This is a genomic window from Nocardia sp. 2TAF39 (assembly GCF_052114905.1).
Lineage (GTDB): Bacteria > Actinomycetota > Actinomycetes > Mycobacteriales > Mycobacteriaceae > Nocardia.
The window spans coordinates 1-21551 of sequence record NZ_JBFRFQ010000053.1; the positions used below are offsets into that span (position 1 = coordinate 1).

The window sequence follows — 21551 nt, forward strand, 5'->3', positions numbered from 1 at the left end:
AACCCGGCACGCCGAAGACGATCCAACCCCCGCGTCGTCAAACGCAAAATCCTCAAATGGGCAGCAAAACGCACCCATCACACCCAGCACCCGCAACCGACTCACGACCCGAAACTCACAATCAACGGACCTTAACTGAACGGTATTGAGGCTAAGTGAGCATCCGGGAACGGTGGAGGGTGTTGTTGGTTAGATCGGTGATCTCCGGCGGCGTTGATCGGTGGATCTCGACGGCAGCCATAGGCTCGATGCCGCATCGGTGAAATCCAACGTTACGATGTCGCTTGACAACCGCGCGCCCAGTGGCAGGTGCATGTATCGCCAGGGCACACTGGCGCCGACATGTGAAACACGTGCAGTGGCTTCGCGACTCCTACTCAACGGGTGAAGGCTCTGAGTGAGTGCGCGCCCGATCCTCACCTGTCGGAGTCGTCGACGAGGACGCGCCAGCTGTCGTCGGCGTGGCGGCGCAGCACGAGGGTCGCCACGCCCTCGAACAGGTCCTTGCCGTCGATCTCGCCATTCCGAAGGCGGGTGGACCACACATTCGTCACCAACGCGACATTGCCCGCCTGGATGATCTTCGCAGTGTGCGTCGTTATCGCTGGCTGTAGCGCGAGCCGTTGTTCGTACATCGCCAGTAGTTCCGCATGCCCGCGCACGAGTGCGCCATCGGGCAATGCGAAGCACCCCTCCTCGTCGAAGTACTTCACGACCTCGATCGGATCGCCGCCGTTTATCGCGGCGGTGATCAAAGGTAGAAGCTCTTCGGGTGTACGCGCTGTCATCTCGCTCTCTCCGTCGTAGTCTCGATCTCTCTCACCACGGCCGCAACGGTCGCCGCCCGTCGGCTCGGTCACCGACCCTGTAGCGCAAGTTCATGCTCGATAGCCAGCACATGCTGGGCCAGATGGGCGATGGTGGTTTGGCCGAGCCGCTCTTCCATGGCTTGTTCCGCATCGCGGAACTCCGTTTCGAGCAGTCGCTGCATATTGCGCCCCACCTCGCATGCGTCGCTGGGTGGATGAGGATGCCGCGATAGGATCGGGCCCGCCTCGACTGCGGAATACGCGTCGTAGAGCGTGATCTTGTGCGGAACACGCGCAAGGGACCAGCCACCCCCACGCCCCTCGGTGGACGACACCAGACCGGCATCCCGTAAGGCGCCGAGTATGCGCCGCACCAGAACCGCATTGCTCGCCAGACTGTCCGCGATCTCTGCGGACGTCAGCGAACGATCATCCCAACGCGCCAGCATCGTGAGCGCGTGAATCGCGACCGCGCTCCTGCTACTGACACCCATCGTGACCTCTCCTCAGCCCGCGCCCACCGAACTGCAACTACAGTAGTTGCAGTTTTACGCCCTCGTCAATCCGTGGAGCACAATGGTTGGTTCTGCGTGGAATCAGCCGCTCGCTCCTCGCGCGATCCCCCACCTGGCACAGCGGACACACCCATCCGCCTGCGCATGCCTCAGGCGCGACACGTCCGGCCCCCGGGGCACGCCGCGTGTGGGTGATGTCGGTGAATGTGGTTGCAGCGGAAAGCTATTCGAACGGCGCGGCATCCGGAGAATGCGAAGAACTCCTGGTAGATCAGCGGTTGCTGAAGACCGAAGATCGACCAGGAGTTCGTGTGCCAGTATCGCCTACCTGCCTGTGTTCGTCATGCCCTGCCCACGCTCAGGCGCCGGTACCGTCGCGACCATGTCCGGCGTATCCGTCTTCGTGCAGCGACGAACAGTGGGCACTGCTTGAGCCCTTGCTGCCTGCGCCGGGCAACACCGGCGGGCGGGGCGGACGTGCGGAGAAACATCCCCGCCGCCTGGTCCTGGACGCGATCTTCTACCTGGTCCGCGGCGGCATCGCCTGGCGGGCGCTGCCCAAGGAATTCCCGCCTCCGACCACGGTCTACGACCTCTTATGCCGGTGGTCCAAAGCCGGTGTGTGGCACCGGATCACAGACATATTGCGAGACCGGATCAGGGTAGGCGCGGGCCGGAAAGCGATACCGACGGCGGCGATCATCGACTCGCAGTCCGTACGGGGCGCCGACACCGTTCCCACCGCCTCACGCGGGTGGGACAACGGCAAAAAGGTCGGTGGACGCAAACGGCATATCGCTACCGACACCCTCGGCTCACTGCTGGCCGTGGTTGTGACCGCCGCCAGCACCCAAGACCGCGACGGCGCGCAACCCCTGCTGGCGCTGCTGCGAGAACGATTCGCCACCATCACCCTGACCTGGGCCGACGCCGGCTACACCGGGCGGCTGGTGCGCTGGGCAGGGCAGGTGCTGGGCATGGTCGTCACAATCGTCAAACGGTGCGACCCAGGCTTCGTGGTGCTGCCACGCCGCTGGGTCGCCGAGCGAACATTCGCCTGGATCAGCAAACACCGCCGCTGTGTCCTTGATTACGAAACCCGACCCGACCACCACGAGGCCATGGTCTACATCGCCACCGTCATGACCATGTCACGTCGACTCACCCGATAACCCGAGTTCCCGGACGCTCACTAAGGCAAACACACGCAATCGCCCTCCCGACGGGCGGAGCGCCGGGATACAGTCGTGGTATGACGTCGCCTCGGGACCATAGAACGCGGAAGGTCACCGTCACATTGCCTGAAGACGTCGTCGCGATTCTGCAACGGTGGCGCGCGGCCGGGAACATCGACTCGGTGTCCGCGTTCGTCGCCACATCGGTACGGGCGGGGATCAACCAGTCCGAATCGCTGGCCAAGCTGGAAGAGATCTTCGGCGGACGCCCGCCGCTGGATCTGATCAACCGTGCCCGCGCCGTACAGGGGCTACCGCCGCTGTCCGAAGAGGAGGCGGGCGGTCCGCACGCCGGCGCGGCGTGAGGGCCCGGGCTCTGGGTGGCGTCGTCTTCGACGCCGCCGCTGTCATCGCGTTCGCCAACCGCGCCAACTACGCCCAGGCGGTCGCCTGGGCGACGGTGAGCGCGGGCAACACCATCGTGGTTCCTAGCACCGTCCTCGCGGCGGCGCGGGCGCACATTTGGGCTGACCGGCTAGACATTCTCGCTGTGTTGCTCGGACTCCCGCACACCGTGATCCCGGCATTCGATCGAACGACCGCGGAACGCCTCGGCGTCGACATCATCGGCAACCAGGCGGCCGAAGCGCTGATCGCGGCGGGCCACGCCACCCGCGAAGCGGTCGCGCGGGATTGGCCCTGCCTTACCAGCCGTCCGAAGAAGCTCCGCCAGATCGACCCCCGCGTCATCATCGACCCGCTGCCCTGACTTCCGGCCGCGCGGCGGTCAGCGCAGTAGTTGGATAACGGGGGCGAGCTTTTCCATGCTGTCCTCGAGAACGGTGACGTAGCTGATGCCGTAACGGTCGCGGCGGTCACGAAGGCGATCGGCCATCTCCTCCGGGGTGCCGATGAGCAGGATGGGGTGCTCTTCCGGGGTGTCGGCGACATCGGGAGGCAACGCAGGGCCGAAAATCTCGAGGACGCTCGCGCGTTCGGCGGGCGGGACCACGCGCTGCACCAGAATGTTGAACTCGACCTTGTCGAGACGAGGGCCGAGCAGTTCGCGCACGTAGGCGACGCGTTCTTCCGTTTCGGCAAGTCCAGCCATCTGCAGTGGCGCGCCGTTGCGTGCGGCGGCCGCGCCGGTGAAGGCGATGGTATCGGCGTGCTCCGCGGCCACGCGCAACAGCCGGTCGCCCCAGCCGCCGATGAGCAGCGGCGGACCGCATGGCTGCGCGGGCCGCGGCTGATACTCCGGATCGGCGAACAGTCGGCGCAGCGTGATCACTGTGTTCTCCAGGTGCTCGACCCGCCTGCGCCCGCTCTCGAACGGGATCCCCGCGGCCTCGAACTCCGCCTGCACATAGCCCGCCCCGAGGCCGAGTTCGACCCGTCCGTCGGTGAACTGATCGGCGCCCGCCACGTCGCGGGCCAGCAGCACCGGGTTGTAGAAAGAGGTGTTGAGCACGAACGTGTTCAGCCGTACCCGCTCGGTCGCCTCGGCGGCCAGAATCATCGCAGGGAACGGCGCGGGCAGGCCGAGATGGTCGGCGACGCCGACCACGTCGAAGCCGAATTCCTCTGCCCTACGGCACTTTTCGATCCAACTCGACCGGGATTCGGGAACCACCATGTTGACACCGAACCGGAAGGGGCGCTGCGCAGTCACGCCTCTTGTCTAGCGAATCGGGTCCGGCGCAGTCACCCCGCCCCCACGATCGCGGGGTTCGGCACCGAGCGAGCGTGCCCGCGGCCACGGCGATCCCGAGCAAGGCGACGTGCGGCGGCCACCGGAATCGGACGACGCAACGTCCGCCGGATCGCTCCCTCGGTTCGCCGCCGCTCGACTCCCGAACCAGCGGCGCAGCACGGCGACGCTGGTGATGATCGGTGTCGCGATCAGCATGACGGCACTCCTCAGACGCGCGCGGCGCCGGAGGTGGCGGTCTGCGGCGTCGCGGATTTGCGGGGTGTCGGCTGCTGCACGATCCCATATTGGACAAGGCTTTCGGCGGTGTCCAACACCGTTCCCCGGACCGGGCGCATGGTCCAGCCCAATTCGCGGCGCGCTTTGTCGGCGCTGAGCCGCTCGGTGCGTCCCAGCGTGGGCAGCGTCAGTCGAACACCCCTGTCGAAGACCGCGACCGCACGCACCACCCAGTTCGGCAGTTGCCTGGTCGGCACCCGGAATCCGCGCGGGTCGAACTCGTCGGCGAGGATGTGCGCGATCTCCCCCATCCACAGGTGCTCGCCCGCGCAGATGTAGCGGTTGCCCGCGGCCGCGGGCGTCTCCAGGGCGAGGCGGTGCGCCACCGCGAGATCGCGTACGTCCACCGTAGCCCAGCCGACGCGGGGCGAGCCGGGCATGTCCCTGGCCAGCAGCCTGCGCACCGGCTCGTGCGAGGTGCTCGTCGACGCGGACAGCACCGGTCCGAGCACCATGCCGGGATTGATCACCACCAGCTCGAATCCGCCGTCGACGGGCAGCTTTTCGACGAACTCCCAGGCCGCCCGCTCGGCGAGCGTTTTGCTCTTCGGATACGCCGGGATGCGCTCTACCACCGACCAGTCCGCCTCGGTGCGCAGCGCGTCGTGGGCGTGGCCGTGCGTGATGGCGGCGATCGAGGAGGTCAGCACCACTCGGCGCACCGCGCCGACGGCGGCGCAGGCGCGCAGCACCCGCAGGGTTCCCTCGACCGCCGTGGCGATAAGCCCGTGCTCGTCGTCCGATGGGGCGGTGGGGAACGGCGAGGCGACGTGCAGCACTTCCGTGCAGCCGGAGACAGCTGCCGCCCAGCCCTCGTCGTGGTCGAGGTCGGCCTGCGCGAAATTCAGCTCGCCGGCGGTGCGCTCGGCCAGCTCGACCAGATGCGCGCGTTTGCCGGTGTCGCCGAGGTCGCGGACCGTCGCACGCACGGCGTAGCCGTGTTCCAGCAATTCGGCGACGACCTGACCGGCAACGAAACCGTTTGCGCCGGTGACCAATACCCGTGTGCTCATGTGTTCATCCATCCCGAGGAGTGCTCACGCCGCGCCCATCTGAGCGCCGCTCAAATAATCTAAGCATCGCATAAATATGTTGTCCAGGGCGCGTCGCATACGCTCGGAGGGTGACGCGGACCAGTTATCATCACGGCGCCCTGCGCGACGCGCTGCTGGCCGCCTGCCTGCGATTGATCGAGACCGAGGGCCTCGCCGCGGTCAGCCTGCGCCGGGTGGCGCGCGAGGCGGGCGTGAGCACCGGAGCGCCCTACCACCACTTCCCCGATCGGGCCGCGCTCCTGGCGACGCTGTCCGCACAGGGCTTCCAACTGCTCGGCGCGCAACTCACCGCCACCCGCGACGACGCGGAAACGCCGATGTCGGCCCTCACCGCCCTCGCCCGCACCTACGTGCGGTTCTCCCGCGAGCAACCGGCCTACTTCCGCTTGATGTTTCGCCCAGAGCTCTCCCAGCCGGACAAGCACCCCGATGCCATGGCGGCGGGCGACGCCGCGTTCGCCGTCCTCACCGATGCGGTTGCCGACTGTGTGCGCAGCGGTGTGCTGCCCGCCGACAAGGCCGACACGCTGGCCGTTATGTTCTGGGGACTCGGCCATGGGCTGGCCTCGCTGTGGCTGGACGGGCAGCTGGAAAAGCGCGCGGTCCAGTTCGGAACCACCGCATCAGCTCTGGTGGACGACGTCATGCAGACCTTCGCCGAGCTGATCGAACCGAGCGTACCGCCGCTAAACTAAGGTGGATGCCAAACATTCGCCGACTATGCTTCCCCCATTGATCCGAGAGGAAGACACGGATGACCGCACAGCTGGATCCGACGGTGCAGGAATTCGTCGACGCGCTCAACGCCAACGATCAGGACCGGCTCTTCGCGGTGCTCACCGACGACGCGACCATGTCCGACGACGGCGTGGAACGCAACCTCGCCCAGTGGACCGAATCGGAAATCTTCGGCAGCAACGCGCGCATGCAGGTCGCGTCTGTCGGCGACGTCGGCACCGAGCTCCTGGCCGACTACACCAACTCGCGCTGGGGTTCGATGCGCACGAGCTGGCGGTTCACCATCCGCGACGGCAAGATCAGCCGCTTCGAGACCGGCCAGGCCTGAGCGCCCTTGCCATCCGGACGCCGAACTCGACTCGTGTTCGTCGCGCCCCGGTACGGCACAGGCTCCCTGGCCGATCTGCTTCCCTCCGTCCTCGCGGGGCTCGGCACCCCCGCGCCGACGATCGCCTAGGACTCGAAGTCACCGCCAGGGTCCGCGTCCTCTTGGTGGACGGACTCGGTGCCGATGCGCTGGCCGCGAATCCCGCTGCGGCGCCGTTCCTTTCCAGCCTCCCGCCGGTCACGCTGACGGCGGGCTTTCCGACGACCACCGCCACCAGCCTGGGTTCGCTCGGTGTCGGCGTCCCGCCCGGCGAGCATGGGATCGTCGGCTATCTACTCAGCGTCCCCGGCTACGACCGGCTGCTGAATCCGCTCGCCTGGCGACTGCACGGCGCGAAGGGCAAGTCCGATCTGCGAACCGAACTCGTGCCAGAGGAATTCTAGCCCACCCCAACGGTCTTCGAGCGCGCCGCCGCCGACGGCATCGCGGTCGTTCAGGTGTCGCCGCGCTGCCAGGAAGGCTCGGGATTGACGAGGGCGGTGTTACGCGGGCGTCGAGCCATTGCAGTCGATGCTGATCGGCCAACACGGCTCGCCGACCTCGGCCGAGATGAACGTGCCGCTGGGGGTGCGGGTCGTCCGCGCCTGGACACCGGCCGGTCCGCGCAGCATCGGCGCGCACTGGCCTAGGCTGGAGACCGATCGCGGCGGGCACCGCCGCGCGAGAAACATCCAGGAGGAGCACATGAACGCCACGCTGTCACGGACCGGCCGGACCGGCCTCGGGATCGCGGCGGTCGCCATAGTGCTCGCGGGCTGCACCGACATCGAGCGGGCCCTCAATCGCGGTGGCGACACGCCGTGCAGCGAGTACATCAAGCAGGACCAGGACACCAAGCGCACGACGATCACCAAGTTCGTCAAGCAGCAAAGCAAGGACGACCGCGAGCCCGCGGGGACCGCGGTGGACGCGACGATAGTCTCGGTCGACCTGCTCTGCGGCAGCCAGGCCAACGCCGACACTCCCATCAAAAACGCCGACGTCGCAGGCATTTTCATCAGGAAGTGACCGCGCTGGCTCACCGCGGCGGATGGGCGGCCAGCCAGTCGGTCGCTCGTTTACGTGAGGCGCGGGCCAGCCAGGCGTCCTGGATCACCTCGGTGAGCTCCTGACGGCTCAGCTCACCGATTCGGCTGCCGCGCACCAGCACCGATGGGTGCCCGTCGAAATGCGGCGTGGTGAAAAACGGCGAGTCCGGGTCTTGGACCAGTGCCTGCTTGTCCGATTCCGACGGCACCCAGAACACGATCACATCGGTGTAGCGTTCGCCGGTCTCCGGGTCGACGGCGTCCGGGCGCGCGTTGCGAAAGAACACGAACGACTTCCCCCCGACCTGATAGATCGGGTTACCGTGCGGGCCGTCGACCCGCGTCACATGCGGCATGCCGGATGCCACCTCGTGCACGTCGGCGAGGCGCGCCCGCCGCGAAACGGTCGCCATGTGAGCAGCGTAGGCGCCTCGCGATCGAATCGTCACCGAAACCGATCGCGCCCAGCTGGTCTGCTGTCAAAGCCGCCCGCATGCGACGCGCGTACGCCAGAATGAGAGAGCGAATGTGAGCTCACACAAGGATGGGGTTCTTCCAGGTGGCACAGTTCCGTACCCTCACTCAGCAGCGGGTCGAACTGAAACGAGAATGGGAGCGCTGGGCGACGGTTCCGAATACCGCGGGGCTGCCTCCGCCTCGAACAACCTTGCTACGCGACGAGGTAGCGCAATCCTGGCAGCGGTCGCTGCGTACCGTCGATCCCGGCCGCACGATCGCACCGGGACTGGACGACATCGGCGAGCTGTGGGCCGAGTCCCCGTTGCGCGGCCCGGTGACCGAGCTGGCCACCGACCTGCGCGGGATCGCCGAGGACTCTCGCTATCTGGGTGTGGTCACCGACGGCGCGGGCACCATCCTGTGGTCGTGCGGTGATCGCGCCCTGCGCAGGCAGGCCGAGCAAGTGAACCTCGCCCCTGGCGGCTGCTGGAACGAAAGTCACATGGGGACCAATGGTTTGGCGCTCGCTCTGCGCACCGACCGCCCCGCTTCGGTGTTCTCCGCCGAGCATCTGGTCGCCGCGCTGCACGGCTGGGTGTGCTACGCCGCGCCGATCCACGGCCCCGACGGCCGGCAGGTGGGCGCCCTGAATCTGTCCAGCTCCTGGGACCGCTCGCATCCCGCGGTGCTCACCTCGGTACGGGCCCTGGTCACCGCGGTCGAAACGATCCTGCGAGGCAACCAACCCGCGCCGACGACCGGTATCCGGCTGGAATGCCTCGGCGCCGCACGGCTGCTGCGCGACGGCAGGCCGCTGCCGCTGCCGCCGCGGCAGCTGGAGATCCTCACGCTGCTCGCGCTCGAGCCGGATGGCTTCACCCCTGAGCAGCTGCATACCGCCATCTACGGCGACCGTGCGGTTTCCACCAGCACATTGAAGGCCGACGTCTCTCATCTGCGCCGCGCCACCGGCGGCGAAATAAGCAACCGCCGTTACCTTTTGACCGGTCCGGTGGATTGCGACGCAGTCGACTTGCTGGCCGCCATCGCGGCGGGCGACACGACCTCGGCGGTGTGGCTGTACCGCGGCCCACTGCTGCCCGACTCGGACACGCCCGGCGTGGTGAAGTGGCGCGACTACCTCGATGTCGGCGTGCGAACCGCGGTTCTGGCCAGCGACCGCGCCGAACACTCCGTGGCGTTCGGCGAGCGCTCGCCGAACGATATCGAGGTGCACGAACACGCCTTGCGGCTGCTCCCATCCGACGACGTGCGCCGTGCGGTGGTCACCGCCCGATTGCATACCGCGTTGCGCGCCTGACCTTCTCGCACCAACCTCGCGCCAACCTTCGGGGACCATAGTGACCCTGTCAGTGAGATTCGCGAGGAGCAAGTGCCATGACCTACCCCCAACCGGGGTCCGATTCCGGTGTCATCGGCTGCGCCACGCGTTGGGCCCGTGTCATCGGTGGCGACGAGACGGCCTCGTGATGTCGCAGCGGATTCATCGGGTGGACATCACGGACCGGGCCAGGATCACCCTGCGCCAGATGATCGAACAGCACGGCGCGGTGCTCTTCCACCAGTCCGGCCGAGGCTGCGGCAACGACGCGCCGGTGTGCCTGCCGGTCCGGGAGTTCCGGATCGGCAGCGGGGATGTGCTACTGGGAAATCTGCCCTGGCACACCGAATTCTGGATGAGCGGCGAGCAGTACGACCTCTCGAAGCACACCCACCTCACCGTGGATGTAGTGAGCAGCCACTGCGCACTGGAAGCGCCCGACGAAGTGCGGTTCGCCCTCAGGTCACGGCTGCTCACCGACGAGGAAGCAGAGGCGCTGGCGGACGCACCGCCGCCACGCACCGGAGCCGACCGGTTGGCATAAGCCTGTCCATGCGAACCGGCGGGGCGTCCGCCCGGGTGGGGCACGACCACCCGGGCGGACGTCGAGCGTCAGCGGCCGGGTAGGTGGCGCAGATAGGAGCGCAGCCCTCGATGATGGCGGCGCCGACCACGGTGCCCACGCCGGGGACGACCGCGAGCAGATCATGCCCATGATCTCTTCCTTGGCCGCCCAGGGTTCGACATCGAGTGCGATCCCGTCCGGGCTACACACCGAATTCCTTTGTGGCACATCAGAAATGATGTCAAGTCACATTGAAATGCAACTATTCGGTCATACCGACTGCGCAATGTCAAACCGAGTCCCGCTCAACGGGACAAGGCATCGGGCTGACGTTGATCTCGAGTACGTTGGGCAAATGTTCAGAAGGAGGCTCGGTGTCCGCGGCCGGATTTTGGCCATCGCACTCATTCCGAGTCTGACTCTCCTACTGGTCGGCGTGGGCACGGCAGGGTATCTGGTGTTCAAGGGAGGCTACGCACGGGTGTGGGCCATCCAAGTGCAGAAGTCGACCCCCTCGGCCCGAGAGTTCACCGAGTCCGTCCAGCTGGAGCGCCGCCTGACTCTTGCCGAACTCGCTGGCGACCACGACGCCGCACCAGCGCTCGCCGCGGCGAGGGTGCGGGTCGACAAGGCGGTTGCCGAACTGCGCAGCGCCTCGGGTGGGCTGCAAACACTCGCATCGTCGTTGATCGGGGAGAAGGTCACCCACTTCCTGAATGTGCTGGACCGGCTCCCTACGGTGCGAGCACAGGTCGACACCGGGGTACTGCCCATTCTGGAGGCGTACGCGTTCTACAACGATGGGCTCCGGGCCATTCCGACCGCCACGCAGATCGCCCAGCAGTTCTCGCCGGACCCGGAGATCGCGATCGAACTCGCGGAGGGTCTGCGGCTGTTCTACGCGGCGGAGGCGATGTCGCGTAGCAACGCGCTGGCTCTGGCCTTGGTGAACGCACATGATCAGGCCGCCATTCCGGTGGCGGAATACCTCAGCCAGGTCGGCTACTACCACGCTCAGATCGACTATCTGACCAGCGAATTCGACGCGCCGCAGCGCGATGCCGCAAAGGCCGCGACCGCCTCCCCCGCATGGCGACAACTGACCGCGATGGAAGACGCCCTCACCCGGCGTGCTCTGCAGAACCCCCCAGACGACGGCCAGAACAGCAGTGCCCCCGAACTGCCGTCGAGTGTGGCGGACTGGCAGAACGCGGCGACCGACGTCAACCGCGGACTGATCGACATCTGGATCAACCAGAACAAGCAGGCTCAGGAGGTCGCCGAAGACAAGGCCGGGGGCTCCGCGCTGACCTCGCTGCTGTTCGGCATCGTCGTACTGCTGGTTGCGATCGCAGGTTTCGTCATCGCGGTCAAGCTGGCCAATCGGGTCATCCGCAGGCTGAAGCTGCTGCGCGGGGAAACCCTCGCACTCGCCGACGACGGTCTGCCCGACATGATGCGCCGCCTGCGCGCGGGCGAGCTGGTGGACCCGGCCGAGGAAACGCCGCTGCTGGACTACGGGCACGACGAGATCGGCCAGGTCGCCAAGGCATTCGGCCGCGCACACGCGGCGGCAGTGGCGGGCGCGGTCACCGAGGCCCGAACTCGCGAGGGCGTGAAGGCGGTCTTCCTCAATATCGCCCACCGCAGCCAGATCGTGGTGCACCAGCAGCTGGAAATCCTCGACGAAGCCGAGCGAGGGCAAGAGGATCCCGCCTTGCTCGACACGTTCTTCCGGCTGGATCACCTGGCCACCCGAGAACGCCGCAACGCCGAGAATCTGGTCATCCTCGGCGGCGGCCAGCCCGGTAGGCAGTGGCGTAACCCCGTGGACCTGATCGCTCTGGTGCGCAGCGCCATCGGCGAAACGCTCGACTACTCGCGTGTCCGCCTCGCCCGGCAGCCCGAGGTGCAGATCGTCGGTTCCGCGGTCGCCGACCTGATCCACCTGCTCGCGGAACTGATCGACAACGCCACCTCGTTCTCCCCGCCGCAGTCACGTGTGGAGGTGAGCGGAAATGTCGTCGGCAAGGGCGTGGTCGTCGAGATCGAGGACCAAGGCATGGGCATGCCCGCCGACGAGCTGACCAAGGCGAACGAGATGCTGCGCAACCCACCGGATTTCGGTGTCGCCGCGCTGTCCGCCGATTCCCGGCTCGGCCTGTTCGTGGTCGCTCAGCTCGGCGTTCGGTACGGGGTCTCGGTTCGGCTTGTCGAGTCCGACTACGGTGGAATCCGGGCCATCGTGCTGATCCCGTCCGCGCTCATTGCCCGCGAAGCCGGCACGCCGACATCGAAATCCGAGGTATCCGGCGCGGCGCCCTCGCGGTCGGCGGCACCACCACCCGCGCACCAACACCCCACAGGCATGGCGGAACAGAGCGAGGCGCCCCTCGCGACGCTGGTCGCCAAGCCGGCCGCTGCGGACCCGACCCAGTCCGAGGACGCGACCGCCGCACCGACCGGCAACGTCGATGCCAGGCCCACACTGCCACGCCGCAACCGCCAGGCGAATCTCGCACCGCAACTGAGCGAGCCGGCCGCAACGCCGGCCGGGCCGCAACGACAGCGCACGGCCGAACAGGCCCGTGATCTGATGTCCGCCATCGAAAATGGCACCAGGCAGGGCCGCAAACCGCTCTCCGACCACAACCCGACCCCGGACGCTCAGAAAGACTAAGGTGACTTCATCCAACCCAGGTGATCTCAATTGGTTGCTCGACGATCTCGTCGACCGGCTGGCTGGTGTGCGGCACGCGGTGGTGCTGTCCACGGATGGATTGCTACTCGGACGCTCCGCCGCGATAACGCGCGAGGACGCAGAACATTTCGCCGCCATGTCCTCCACGCTCTACGGTCTCGCCCGCAGCGCGGGTAGCCGCTTCGACGGCGGCGGCGTGCGCCAGGCGGTGATCGAACTCGACCGCGCCGTGCTGTTCGTGACCTCCGCCGGCGACAACGCCTGCCTGGCGCTGCAGGCCGCCGAGTCCGCGAACCTGGGCATGGTGGCCTACGAGATGAACCTGACCGTCCAGCGCGTCGGCACCTATCTGTCCACCACTCCCCGACAGGATCTCGTCGGACAAGTCGAGCCGAAGCTGCCATGACCCATCCGCGTGAGCCCTGGTTCGACGAGGCGGCAGGCCCGCTGGTCCGTCCCTACGCGCTCACACGCGGACGCACCACGGTATCCGGACCCGAACTGGATATGCTCACGTCCGTGGTCGCGGACGAGTCCGCGCCCGCACTGCGTCGGAACGAACCCGAGTACACCGAAATCCTTCGGCTATGCCGGGTTTCGCAGACCGTGGCAGAAGTGTCCGCCCGGTTGCGGTTGCCGCTCGCGGTGACCAAGATCCTCGTTGGTGATCTGATCGGCGATGGGCAATTGATCTTCCGTGCCCCCGTTCCGACGGAGGCCGGACCCGATGACCTCAACATATTGCGAGCGGTACTGGATGGAATCCGAAAACTTTGACCCGAGCGGCACGCCGCACCTGGCCGCCTCGGTCAAGATCCTCGTCGCCGGCGGGTTCGGCGTCGGCAAGACGACCATGGTCTCGGCCATCAGCGAGTGCGCGCCGCTGCGCACCGAAGAGCTGATCACCGAGGTGAGCACCGGCGTCGACGACCTATCGGGTGTCGAGCGGAAGACCACGACCACGGTTGCGTTGGACTTCGGCAGGCTCACCATCGACGGCAATCTCGTGCTCTACCTGTTCGGCACCCCCGGCCAGGACCGGTACTGGTTCCTCTGGGACGAGCTCGCCCGCGGCGCGCTCGGCGCCGTGGTGCTGGCCGATACCCGCAGGCTGGGTAATTCCTTTGCCGCCGTGGACTTCTTCGAGCGCCGCGGGCTTCCGTTCATGGTCGGCGTCAACTGTTTCGACGGCGCTCCACAATACACCGCCGACGAGGTGCGCGACGCCCTCGATCTCGATTCGATCACTCCGGTGATGCTCTGCGACGCCCGCGACCGCGGTTCGTGCAAGACCGTGCTGCTGACCCTGGTGGAGCATCTGATCGCGCGCGCTCAGCGCGCGCGCGTCACCACCTGAATCAACCCGCATACACGGTGCCGAGACTGCCCGCGGAAGTGGCGTTCGTCGGTTCGGCGTATCCGTACTGCTGAGCGCTCACGCCTGCCGCAGCCAGGCGAGGAACAGCAGCACGCCGCCCGCGGCCAGCGCTAGCGCGACCGGGACCGACGACCGCGGCCCATTCCGGCCGAGCAAGCCACGGATGAGCCGCACCTGAAACGCGCCGAGCCCGGCCAGCAGCAGCAGCCAAACCGGGAGCAGGCAGATGCCGAGCACGGCATGCACCACCCACGCGCCGGCCAACGTGGGCCCACCCCAGGAACCTTCGAGGTTGTCGGCCGCGATCAGCGGGTAACCGATCCCCCGGAGCGCGGCTACCACCGCGAGGAACGCCAGAAACCAGGCGAGTAGACCGACCGTCCCGCTGAGCACCGAGTGCAGGATTGCTCGCGGAGCCGAAAACCTATGCGGGAGAACGGTTTCGCCGAGCATCCGCCGCGGCACACGCAGCCTGGTCGCGATTCGCCGGATCGACAGCGGCAGCACCCAGAGCGCATATGCGGCATAACGCAGCAGCACTCGAATCCACGGCATGGTGTCGACGATAGCGATGTCGGATCCGCGCTTCACCGCAGCCGGCCCGCATGCACCAGATCGTCGAACAGCAACTGGTCGACCGGTGGAACGAGAGACCGGTCGGCGTAGGAGAACCACGCGACCTCCTCGATCTCGCTGCTCGCGGCCAGCGTTCCCCGGTAATCGGCGGTGTAGCAGCTCATCCGGACCACCAGGGTGCTCCCGGGCTCATGCACCGCCTCGTAGGTGCCGACATGCGCGACGGTAGCCGGAAGCAGCGCGACCGTGAGTTCCTCCTCGATCTCGCGCAGCAACGTCTGCAGATCGGTCTCACCGCCCTCGCGCTTACCACCGGGAATATAGAAGATGTCCTTGCCGCGCGGCCTGGCGCACAGAATCCGCCCGCCTTCGATCCGCACCCACGCGACCGTATCGATCAACTGCTTCACGCGCCCGTCCGCCACCGCCGCAGCCTAACGCCGTCGCGCGTGTTCGGCCGAGCCGGAAGCCCGATTCCGACAGCGGATGGTGTTCGCTCGTTTCACCCAGAGGGGAGCAGGAGGAGCCCGTTGCGCCGGGACCGAGGACGCAGGTCACACAACGCGACAGCCCTACACGGCCCGCACCGTAAGCATCTCACGCCCCGCCGCGAGCGCGACGTGTTCGATGGCGGCGTCGAGTCCTCGCTTCGGCAGCGGGGCGCCGTCGAACATGGCGATCTCGATCGCGTCGTCGGCGAGTTCCCACGTACCGACGATGCGCCCGCCCACGACGACGATCGGCGAGATCCACCCCGCGCTCCTGCTCACCTTCGCCCGGTGGTCGCCGGGCAGCAGGATACTGTCTCCGGTACCCGGCCCGAGCGCGTATTGGTCGAAGGCGCCGAGCAGGTGCACCGATGTGGTCGGCGTCGTCGCGGCGAGATCGTCGAGGTGTTCGGTCGGCAGAAAGCCGCGGCGGCCTTCCACCTCGACTTCGCCGAGCCGGTCCCCCAATTCGGCGAACCAGCGCCGCACCGTCGCCTTGCGCAGGCTGCTGCGGCTGAGCCAGGCGTCGAACGTTTCCGGTGTCGCAGGACCGTAGGCGCCCAGGTATGCGACTATCGCGGGCGGTGCCGCGACGTCCGGTTCCGGAAGGCCCGGCCAGTCGCGGACCAGATGCGCGGGGCTGGTGAAAGTCACCTTGGCGCCCCGTGCGGGTCCGTGGCAGAGCACGCCCTGCCAGGCCAGCGGTTTCAGCAGCACGCCCCAGCCGTAGCGCAACCCCTCGCCGAGTCGGTGGAACCCGGGCTCGGACACGACCGCATCGACCAGTTCCTCGCGGCTGAGCACCACGCCGTCGAGCACCCGGGTGACCGCCTCGGCCAGCGCCGCGACCTGCGCAGGCGACGCTCCGAAGTTCTTCTGCCAGGACGGCTTCTCCCAAGTGCGGGCCGAGCCGATGAGGGCAAGGCAAGCGGCGGCAAGGTCCGCCGGCAGTGCGTGTAGGGTGCCGCGCATCGCCCAGGTCTTCATCAGCGCACCGTCGTCGAGGGCACGCACCAGCGCGCCCGAATTCGGCTTCATGCAGCGTAGCGCCACCGCCAGTTCCGCGGCCGAGGCGACCTGGGACTGCACCCCGCACAATCGCCGGGCCACCTCGACCGCACCGTCGTCTGAGCGCGACGCGACGTATTGGCGGCGCAGCCGCCAGGCGAAAACCTGGTCCCAGGTGACGCGCAATTGTCCTCCTACTGCTCAGCTCAGCAGCGTGCCGAAAAAGGGCACAGTCGCGGCCGCGAGCACCGAACCGGTCACCGTCATCGCGATCACGCCGACCAGCGCGGTACGGGTGGTCGCCCGCCGGATCGTGCCGACGGGATCGGCCAGCCGCTCGGCCCGCGCCAGCACCGCGGTGCTCGCCGCGCCCAGCGCGCCAGATGGCCCGGACTCGGCGATGCCGACGATAGCGAGTAGCCCGCCGAGCAGTGGCAGCGAACCGTGCTCCGCGGCAGCCTTGTCATCGGCGCACATCTCCAGCAACCGGGCGATCTCGGCCGCTCCAGCGGTGACCAAAGGAAGGCCGGGCAGCGTGGTGGCGACCGCGTGCAGCACCGCCGTCAACGACGCGTGCCTACCGGACAGGTGCGCGCGTTCGTGGGCGAGGATCGCGGCAAGCTGATCAGGTGTCAAGGCCTCGAGCGCGGCGCTGGTGACGACGATGGTGTCGGGGCGTCCCGGTACGCAATACGCCTGGCGCTCAGCCGAATCCAGCACGACGGCACCGACGCCGGGCACCCGCCTGCCGACCAGGCGCACGGCGCGCGCGTGAACACGGGTACGCCTGCGCATGTGCACGACGACATTCACCGCCCGCGCCACGAGCGCGACCGTGGCCGTAACCACCAGCGCCGCCACCGCGAAGGTGGCCGCCTGGGTAGCCGCGGCGCCGTGCGCGTGGATCGGCGTCCACAGGATCGCAAAGCAGGCGCGCAGCGCGTCCTTCGGATGTCCCCAGTAGGTGGCGAATTCGATGGTCAGCATGATCGCCGTGGCTGTCCACGCAGCCAGCGCACCGATGATCGCGGCAAGCCAGGCGATCACGCCGAGCCGCGGCGCGGTGCCGCGATGGGTGAGACGACGCAGCACGGGGGGACCGACGGCCGCTACCGCGCTGCCGTACAACATCAGCGCGATCGCCAGGCTCACGGAACTTCTGGGGTTTTGCGAGCCGATAGTCTGCGTAGCGCAGCGCGCAGGCCGGCCGACTCCTCAGCGCTGATCCGGTCGACGAAATGGCTGAGCACCAGGTCCGAGCGTCCGCCGGAGCCGAGCGCCTCCAGCATGAGCCGGGCGCTGTGCTCCTCTCTGGTGAGCGTCGGCCAATATCGGTAGGCCTTGCCGGAACGCTCGCGTGCCAGCCAGCCCTTGCGATGCAGGTTGTCCATGGTCGACATGACCGTGGTGTAGGCGATGTCCCGCTGAGTCGACAGTTCGTCGAAGATCTCGCGCACTGTTGTGTCCTCTGCGTCCCGATCCCAGATGCGGTCCATGATCACCGCCTCCAGGTCCCCGAATCCACGCATACTACCGACTCCTCATGCCTAAGCTGTGCCCTCTCGTGGGAACAGGGTACCTGGCCGACCCCGATTACTACTGAGTTAAATCGTAGATTCGACTGCGGCCGACACGGTTCGCCAGATGGATATGCGAACATATGTTCGTGTCCGATTCACCCGTCCTCCGATCCGGCACTCCCCGGATCCTCCCGCGGGCCGAGGCGTCGATCCTGCATGCCGACCTGGACTCCTTCTACGCCTCGGTCGAGCAGCGCGACGATCCGCGCCTGCGTGGCAAGCCGGTCATCGTCGGCGGCGGCGTGGTGCTCGCGGCCAGCTACGAGGCGAAGGCGTTCGGCGTGCGCACCCCGATGAACGGCGGACACGCGCGGCGTCTGTGCCCGCAGGCGATCGTGGTGCGCCCGCGGATGTCCGCCTACGCCGAGGCGAGCAAGGCGGTCTTCGAGATCTTCCGCGACACCACGCCGGTCATCGAGGCCATCTCCATCGACGAGGCGTTCCTCGATGTCAGGGGGCTACGCCGGGTCGCAGGCGAGCCGGTGGCGATTGCGCAGCAGCTGCGCGGCGAGGTACGCGATCGGGTCGGCCTGCCCATCTCCGTGGGGATCGCCCGCACCAAGTTCCTCGCGAAGGTGGCCAGCGCAGTCGCCAAGCCCGACGGGCTGCGCCTGGTGCCCCCGGATGGCGAGCTCGATTTCCTGCACCCGCTACCGGTCGAAAGACTCTGGGGCGTCGGCGATGTCACTGCCCGCGTGCTGCGCGAGCACAACATCGCGCGCGTCGGTCAGCTGGCCGAACTGGGCGAGAGTCCATTGTGCGCGATCCTCGGCCCTGCCGCGGCCCACCACCTCTACGCACTGTCCTGGGCGCGCGACCCGCGCCGGGTCGAAACCGGCAAAAGGCGCCGCTCGATCGGCGCCCAGCGCGCACTTTGCCGCCGGCACCGCCCGCCCGACGAGATCGAGGCCTATCTACACGGCCTCACCGACCGGCTCGGCGGACGCCTGCGCGCCGCCGAGCGTGTGTGCCGAACCGTGGTGCTGCGCCTGCGTTTCGATGATTTCACCCGCGCAACCCGCTCGCACACCCTCGCCCAAGCCACCGACCACACCGAGACGATCCTGCGGGCGGCCCGCATCCTGCTGGGCACAGCCATGCCGATGATCCAGGATCGCGGCCTCACCCTGATCGGCCTCGCGCTGACCAACCTCGATAACGCCGACGCCGTCCAGCTGCCCCTCCCCTTCGAAGTACGCGCCACCAATTCCCTCGACGCGACGCTCGACAACCTGCGACAGCGCTTCGGCTCCGCCGCGGTTACCCGCGCGGCACTCCTCGGCCGCGGCGAAGGCCTCTCGGTGCCGCTGCTCCCCGACTGACAGCCTCGCGAGGAATCGGCGTCACCCGTCGAGTTGCGCGAACAGGATCGACACCGGGAAAGGGCTGTCGAGGACCACAGTCTCCTGATGAGTGTCTACGAGACGATAACTGCGGCTGGCCCAGTCGAGTCGATACTCCTGGATCAGCTTGACGTACAGGTTCGCGTCGAGATGCACGACCAGATAGACCGGAATGCCCTCATACGCATACTCGGCCAGCTTGTCGATCGTGTCGGTGTATACCGAACCGGGTGAAACGACCTCGACAACCAGTAACGCGTCCGCCGTCGTCAGCTTCGACCCGCGTTCGATACAGCGGTAGATGCTCACGTCCGGACGGCGGAACGAGAAGGTGCCCGCGCGGCCCGCGCGCCTGCTGAAGTGCACGTCGACGTCGGTTGATACGCGCGTGCACGGATCGTCGGGCTTGGCCGCTTCGAGCTGGTTGGCGAGCCTTCGGGCGATATCGCTGTGCTCGGTGGACCCGCTCTGACACCGGATCACATTGCCATCGATCACTTCGATCAGCTTGCGCAGATCGTCCGGCAGCTGGTCGTACTGCGCCTCCGTCATCTCCAGTGCGCCTGGATCGTCGGCCCACACCGGTAAAACGCTCACTAGCTGCCTCACTCGGGACGGGGCTACGGTCGATGCCATCGTACGCGTGGCAGACCCCGAGAACCGCAGCCCTCACTTGCCAGGGCTACCCCTGCGTCGCGGCTGGCGCCTCCTGTTGGATCCGCTCGAACTGGACCCCCATGGCGGCCGACGGGGCTTGGGCACCCGACACCGGCCGCACCATCACCATGAGGTCGTCGATCTTGCCGTTCTCATCGAAATGCAGGAAATCACAACCGTTCACGGTCTTACCGTCGACCGTGGCCTCGAAGACCAGCGCATGGTCGCGCCCATCGGACCCCGCGATCTCGCGCACGTAGTGGAAGTCCTCGAACACAAGCAATACGGTACGCAGGATCGCGGCGGTGATCGCCTTGCCCGGATATCATCGGGCTTTCGGCGAAGGGCACTACCGGTGCGACGCGGTGAACCGCTGTGCGCCGCGCGGAAACGATCTGAGCGAACCTGCCACGCGGCCTGCCCTCGCGGACGTACCATGCCGTTCGTGGCCGATTCCGCTGGTTCTACCGCACTGCGGGTCCTCGTGTACAGCAGCGACGCCGATACCCGGCGCCAGGTGATCCTGGCACTGGGCAAGCACCCGCATCCCGAACTCCCCGAACTCGACTACGTCGAGGTGGCGACGGCCCCGGTGGTGATCCGGCAGTTGGATGCGGGCGGCATCGATTTGGCGATCCTCGACGGCGAGGCCGCCCCGACAGGCGGACTCGGCATCGCCAAACAGCTGAAGGACGAAATCGACCAGTGCCCACCGGTTCTGGTGCTCACCGGCCGTCCGGACGACGCATGGCTGGCCAAGTGGTCACGTGCCGAGGCATCGGTCGCTCATCCGATCGATCCCATCCGTCTCACCGAGGCTGTCGTGGGGTTGCTGCACAGCCGTTCCGTGGCCTGAACCCGGACGGCCCCGGCACACGATGCCGGCACGACTCATAGCGATCATGAATAGATAGACCGGTCTCCGTCGGCCACGCCGGGACCGTCGGGACCCGATCGATTCATCGCCGTACCGACGACCACAGCGCCGCCGTTCACAATCGCCGATTCCGACTCCGAACCCGCTCGGACCCACAATGACGTCGGCGCCGGCAACAGATCCGCCGCGCGACTCACCGATCGCCCGACGTCACGTGAGGCCGTCTCGGATTACCACCGTTTCAGTCATAAATCGACGTACTGAATTCGATCAAACGCTGCATCGAAACGAGTTGTGTCTCGACCGTTCAGTTGTAGGCTGTGCCCTAGCTCACATAGGAGCGGGAACGGCATGAACCCGCCCCGAGCAAGCCGAGGGGCGAGTCTGGCCGAGGCGGACAACGACGTCAGCCCGCCTCGGACGCTGTTGTCACCAGCTCCAGCTCGCAAGGAGGGGAAGGGCAGTCGTGAACATCGAGGTGCCGACTCTTGTACTCGGCGCGATCGCTGCGGCGTTCGCGCTGTTCTCCATCGTCATGGCAGCCCTTGTCGGCCCGAAGCGCTACAACCGGGCGAAACTGGAAGCCTACGAATGCGGTATCGAACCCACCCCGCACGCTGTCGCAGGCGGCCCGGAAAACGGTACCGGACAGCGCTTTCCGGTGAAGTACTACCTCACCGCCATGCTGTTCATCATCTTCGACATCGAGATCGTGTTCCTCTACCCGTGGGCTGTCCACTTCGATGCGCTCGGTCTCTTCGGTCTCGCCGCGATGGCGTTGTTCATCTTCAACGTCTCCGTGGCCTACGCCTACGAATGGCGCCGCGGCGGTCTCAGCTGGGACTGAACGCCGCACGACCGCATTCGTAGACGACAAGT

The 21551-nt window shown here is 67.2% G+C and carries 27 protein-coding genes and 1 pseudogene; 16 read left to right on the plus strand and 12 right to left on the minus strand.

Annotated features, from left to right (window positions below; translation table 11 throughout):
* Positions 1 to 416: 416 nt before the first annotated feature.
* Together AB4Z47_RS25960 and AB4Z47_RS25965 are read right to left on the minus strand one after the other, a co-directional pair.
* The gene (locus AB4Z47_RS25960) at positions 417 to 788 is read right to left on the minus strand and encodes a YybH family protein (RefSeq protein ID WP_441954476.1); all 372 of its coding nucleotides are present in this window, start codon (positions 786 to 788) and stop codon (positions 417 to 419) included.
* Between the two features lie 68 nt (positions 789 to 856).
* Positions 857 to 1303 (minus strand): Rrf2 family transcriptional regulator, encoded by a 447-nt coding sequence (locus AB4Z47_RS25965; RefSeq protein ID WP_441954478.1) that lies wholly within the window; start codon positions 1301 to 1303, stop codon positions 857 to 859.
* A 353-nt stretch (positions 1304 to 1656) separates the two neighbouring features.
* On the opposite strand from AB4Z47_RS25965, the gene AB4Z47_RS25970 reads away from it, so the two are divergent.
* The 3 genes from AB4Z47_RS25970 (at position 1657) to AB4Z47_RS25980 (ending at position 3268) form a co-directional block, all read left to right on the plus strand.
* Complete coding sequence (locus tag AB4Z47_RS25970; protein WP_441954560.1) at positions 1657 to 2496, plus strand: IS5 family transposase; 840 nt, start codon at positions 1657 to 1659, stop codon at positions 2494 to 2496.
* 80 nt (positions 2497 to 2576) lie between these two features.
* The gene (locus AB4Z47_RS25975) at positions 2577 to 2864 is read left to right on the plus strand and encodes a hypothetical protein (RefSeq protein WP_441954480.1); all 288 of its coding nucleotides are present in this window, start codon (positions 2577 to 2579) and stop codon (positions 2862 to 2864) included.
* The gene (locus AB4Z47_RS25980; RefSeq protein ID WP_441954482.1) at positions 2861 to 3268 is read left to right on the plus strand and encodes a hypothetical protein; all 408 of its coding nucleotides are present in this window, start codon (positions 2861 to 2863) and stop codon (positions 3266 to 3268) included. Before AB4Z47_RS25975 ends, AB4Z47_RS25980 begins: the two co-directional genes overlap by 4 nt.
* Before the next feature lie 18 nt (positions 3269 to 3286).
* On the opposite strand, the gene AB4Z47_RS25985 is transcribed toward AB4Z47_RS25980, so the two are convergent.
* Entirely contained in the window at positions 3287 to 4171 is an 885-nt protein-coding gene (locus tag AB4Z47_RS25985; protein ID WP_441954484.1) for an LLM class F420-dependent oxidoreductase, read from the minus strand.
* Positions 4172 to 4419: 248 nt separating this feature from the next.
* The gene (locus tag AB4Z47_RS25990) at positions 4420 to 5502 is read right to left on the minus strand and encodes an SDR family oxidoreductase (RefSeq protein ID WP_441954486.1); all 1083 of its coding nucleotides are present in this window, start codon (positions 5500 to 5502) and stop codon (positions 4420 to 4422) included.
* Positions 5503 to 5612: 110 nt separating this feature from the next.
* Here AB4Z47_RS25990 and AB4Z47_RS25995 point away from each other — a divergent pair, with 110 nt between their 5' ends.
* From AB4Z47_RS25995 to AB4Z47_RS26010, 4 genes are all read left to right on the plus strand, one after another.
* Positions 5613 to 6239, plus strand: a complete 627-nt coding sequence (locus AB4Z47_RS25995) for a TetR/AcrR family transcriptional regulator (protein ID WP_441954488.1) — start codon at positions 5613 to 5615, stop codon at positions 6237 to 6239.
* 59 nt (positions 6240 to 6298) lie between these two features.
* Positions 6299 to 6610, plus strand: coding sequence for a nuclear transport factor 2 family protein (locus tag AB4Z47_RS26000; protein ID WP_441954490.1), 312 nt, complete (start codon positions 6299 to 6301; stop codon positions 6608 to 6610).
* A 164-nt stretch (positions 6611 to 6774) separates the two neighbouring features.
* On the plus strand, positions 6775 to 7053 hold the full coding sequence (locus AB4Z47_RS26005) for an alkaline phosphatase family protein (protein ID WP_441954491.1): 279 nt from the start codon (positions 6775 to 6777) through the stop codon (positions 7051 to 7053).
* A gap of 127 nt (positions 7054 to 7180) precedes the next feature.
* The gene (locus AB4Z47_RS26010) at positions 7181 to 7678 is read left to right on the plus strand and encodes a hypothetical protein (protein ID WP_441954493.1); all 498 of its coding nucleotides are present in this window, start codon (positions 7181 to 7183) and stop codon (positions 7676 to 7678) included.
* Positions 7679 to 7688: 10 nt separating this feature from the next.
* Here the strand turns inward: AB4Z47_RS26010 and AB4Z47_RS26015 are convergent, their stop codons facing one another.
* A complete protein-coding gene (locus AB4Z47_RS26015; protein ID WP_441954495.1) occupies positions 7689 to 8111 on the minus strand; it encodes an MmcQ/YjbR family DNA-binding protein in 423 nt (140 codons plus the stop codon).
* A 146-nt stretch (positions 8112 to 8257) separates the two neighbouring features.
* Here AB4Z47_RS26015 and AB4Z47_RS26020 point away from each other — a divergent pair, with 146 nt between their 5' ends.
* From AB4Z47_RS26020 to AB4Z47_RS26045, 6 genes are all read left to right on the plus strand, one after another.
* Complete coding sequence (locus tag AB4Z47_RS26020; RefSeq protein ID WP_441954497.1) at positions 8258 to 9478, plus strand: transcriptional regulator; 1221 nt, start codon at positions 8258 to 8260, stop codon at positions 9476 to 9478.
* A 169-nt stretch (positions 9479 to 9647) separates the two neighbouring features.
* The gene (locus AB4Z47_RS26025; protein WP_441954498.1) at positions 9648 to 10043 is read left to right on the plus strand and encodes a DUF779 domain-containing protein; all 396 of its coding nucleotides are present in this window, start codon (positions 9648 to 9650) and stop codon (positions 10041 to 10043) included.
* A gap of 376 nt (positions 10044 to 10419) precedes the next feature.
* Positions 10420 to 12744 (plus strand): nitrate- and nitrite sensing domain-containing protein, encoded by a 2325-nt coding sequence (locus AB4Z47_RS26030; RefSeq protein WP_441954500.1) that lies wholly within the window; start codon positions 10420 to 10422, stop codon positions 12742 to 12744.
* A gap of 1 nt (position 12745) precedes the next feature.
* Complete coding sequence (locus AB4Z47_RS26035) at positions 12746 to 13171, plus strand: roadblock/LC7 domain-containing protein (protein ID WP_441954502.1); 426 nt, start codon at positions 12746 to 12748, stop codon at positions 13169 to 13171.
* Positions 13168 to 13542, plus strand: a complete 375-nt coding sequence (locus AB4Z47_RS26040; protein ID WP_441954504.1) for a DUF742 domain-containing protein — start codon at positions 13168 to 13170, stop codon at positions 13540 to 13542. Before AB4Z47_RS26035 ends, AB4Z47_RS26040 begins: the two co-directional genes overlap by 4 nt.
* On the plus strand, positions 13523 to 14122 hold the full coding sequence (locus tag AB4Z47_RS26045; RefSeq protein ID WP_357265094.1) for a GTP-binding protein: 600 nt from the start codon (positions 13523 to 13525) through the stop codon (positions 14120 to 14122). The genes AB4Z47_RS26040 and AB4Z47_RS26045 overlap by 20 nt, the downstream gene beginning before the upstream one ends.
* Positions 14123 to 14200: 78 nt before the next feature.
* Here the strand turns inward: AB4Z47_RS26045 and AB4Z47_RS26050 are convergent, their stop codons facing one another.
* The 5 genes from AB4Z47_RS26050 to AB4Z47_RS26070 all read right to left on the minus strand — a co-directional run bounded on the left by AB4Z47_RS26050 (position 14201) and on the right by AB4Z47_RS26070 (position 17744).
* Positions 14201 to 14698, minus strand: coding sequence for a hypothetical protein (locus AB4Z47_RS26050; protein ID WP_441954506.1), 498 nt, complete (start codon positions 14696 to 14698; stop codon positions 14201 to 14203).
* A 32-nt stretch (positions 14699 to 14730) separates the two neighbouring features.
* On the minus strand, positions 14731 to 15144 hold the full coding sequence (locus tag AB4Z47_RS26055) for an NUDIX hydrolase (protein ID WP_441954508.1): 414 nt from the start codon (positions 15142 to 15144) through the stop codon (positions 14731 to 14733).
* 147 nt (positions 15145 to 15291) lie between these two features.
* Positions 15292 to 16401: a DNA glycosylase AlkZ-like family protein gene (locus tag AB4Z47_RS26060; RefSeq protein WP_441954510.1), complete on the minus strand. Its 1110-nt coding sequence runs from the start codon at positions 16399 to 16401 to the stop codon at positions 15292 to 15294.
* A 15-nt stretch (positions 16402 to 16416) separates the two neighbouring features.
* Positions 16417 to 17367 carry a M56 family metallopeptidase gene (locus tag AB4Z47_RS26065; RefSeq protein ID WP_441954512.1) on the minus strand — a complete coding sequence of 317 codons (951 nt, stop codon included), beginning with the start codon at positions 17365 to 17367 and terminating at the stop codon, positions 16417 to 16419.
* Positions 17364 to 17744, minus strand: coding sequence for a BlaI/MecI/CopY family transcriptional regulator (locus AB4Z47_RS26070; RefSeq protein WP_357264926.1), 381 nt, complete (start codon positions 17742 to 17744; stop codon positions 17364 to 17366). The genes AB4Z47_RS26065 and AB4Z47_RS26070 overlap by 4 nt, the downstream gene beginning before the upstream one ends.
* A 131-nt stretch (positions 17745 to 17875) precedes the next feature.
* On the opposite strand from AB4Z47_RS26070, the gene dinB reads away from it, so the two are divergent.
* Positions 17876 to 19117 carry a DNA polymerase IV gene (gene dinB / locus AB4Z47_RS26075; RefSeq protein WP_441954514.1) on the plus strand — a complete coding sequence of 414 codons (1242 nt, stop codon included), beginning with the start codon at positions 17876 to 17878 and terminating at the stop codon, positions 19115 to 19117.
* A 21-nt stretch (positions 19118 to 19138) separates the two neighbouring features.
* Here dinB and AB4Z47_RS26080 read toward each other — a convergent pair whose 3' ends face one another.
* Positions 19139 to 19735, minus strand: coding sequence for a Uma2 family endonuclease (locus AB4Z47_RS26080; RefSeq protein ID WP_441954516.1), 597 nt, complete (start codon positions 19733 to 19735; stop codon positions 19139 to 19141).
* 85 nt (positions 19736 to 19820) lie between these two features.
* Positions 19821 to 20120, minus strand: a pseudogene (locus AB4Z47_RS26085) (nuclear transport factor 2 family protein); the annotation flags it as partial.
* Between the two features lie 111 nt (positions 20121 to 20231).
* Here AB4Z47_RS26085 and AB4Z47_RS26090 point away from each other — a divergent pair.
* Both AB4Z47_RS26090 and AB4Z47_RS26095 read left to right on the plus strand, forming a co-directional pair.
* On the plus strand, positions 20232 to 20651 hold the full coding sequence (locus tag AB4Z47_RS26090; protein ID WP_441954518.1) for an Rv3143 family two-component system response regulator: 420 nt from the start codon (positions 20232 to 20234) through the stop codon (positions 20649 to 20651).
* A gap of 487 nt (positions 20652 to 21138) precedes the next feature.
* Entirely contained in the window at positions 21139 to 21519 is a 381-nt protein-coding gene (locus tag AB4Z47_RS26095) for an NADH-quinone oxidoreductase subunit A (RefSeq protein WP_441954520.1), read from the plus strand.
* The last annotated feature ends 32 nt before the right edge of the window (positions 21520 to 21551 follow it).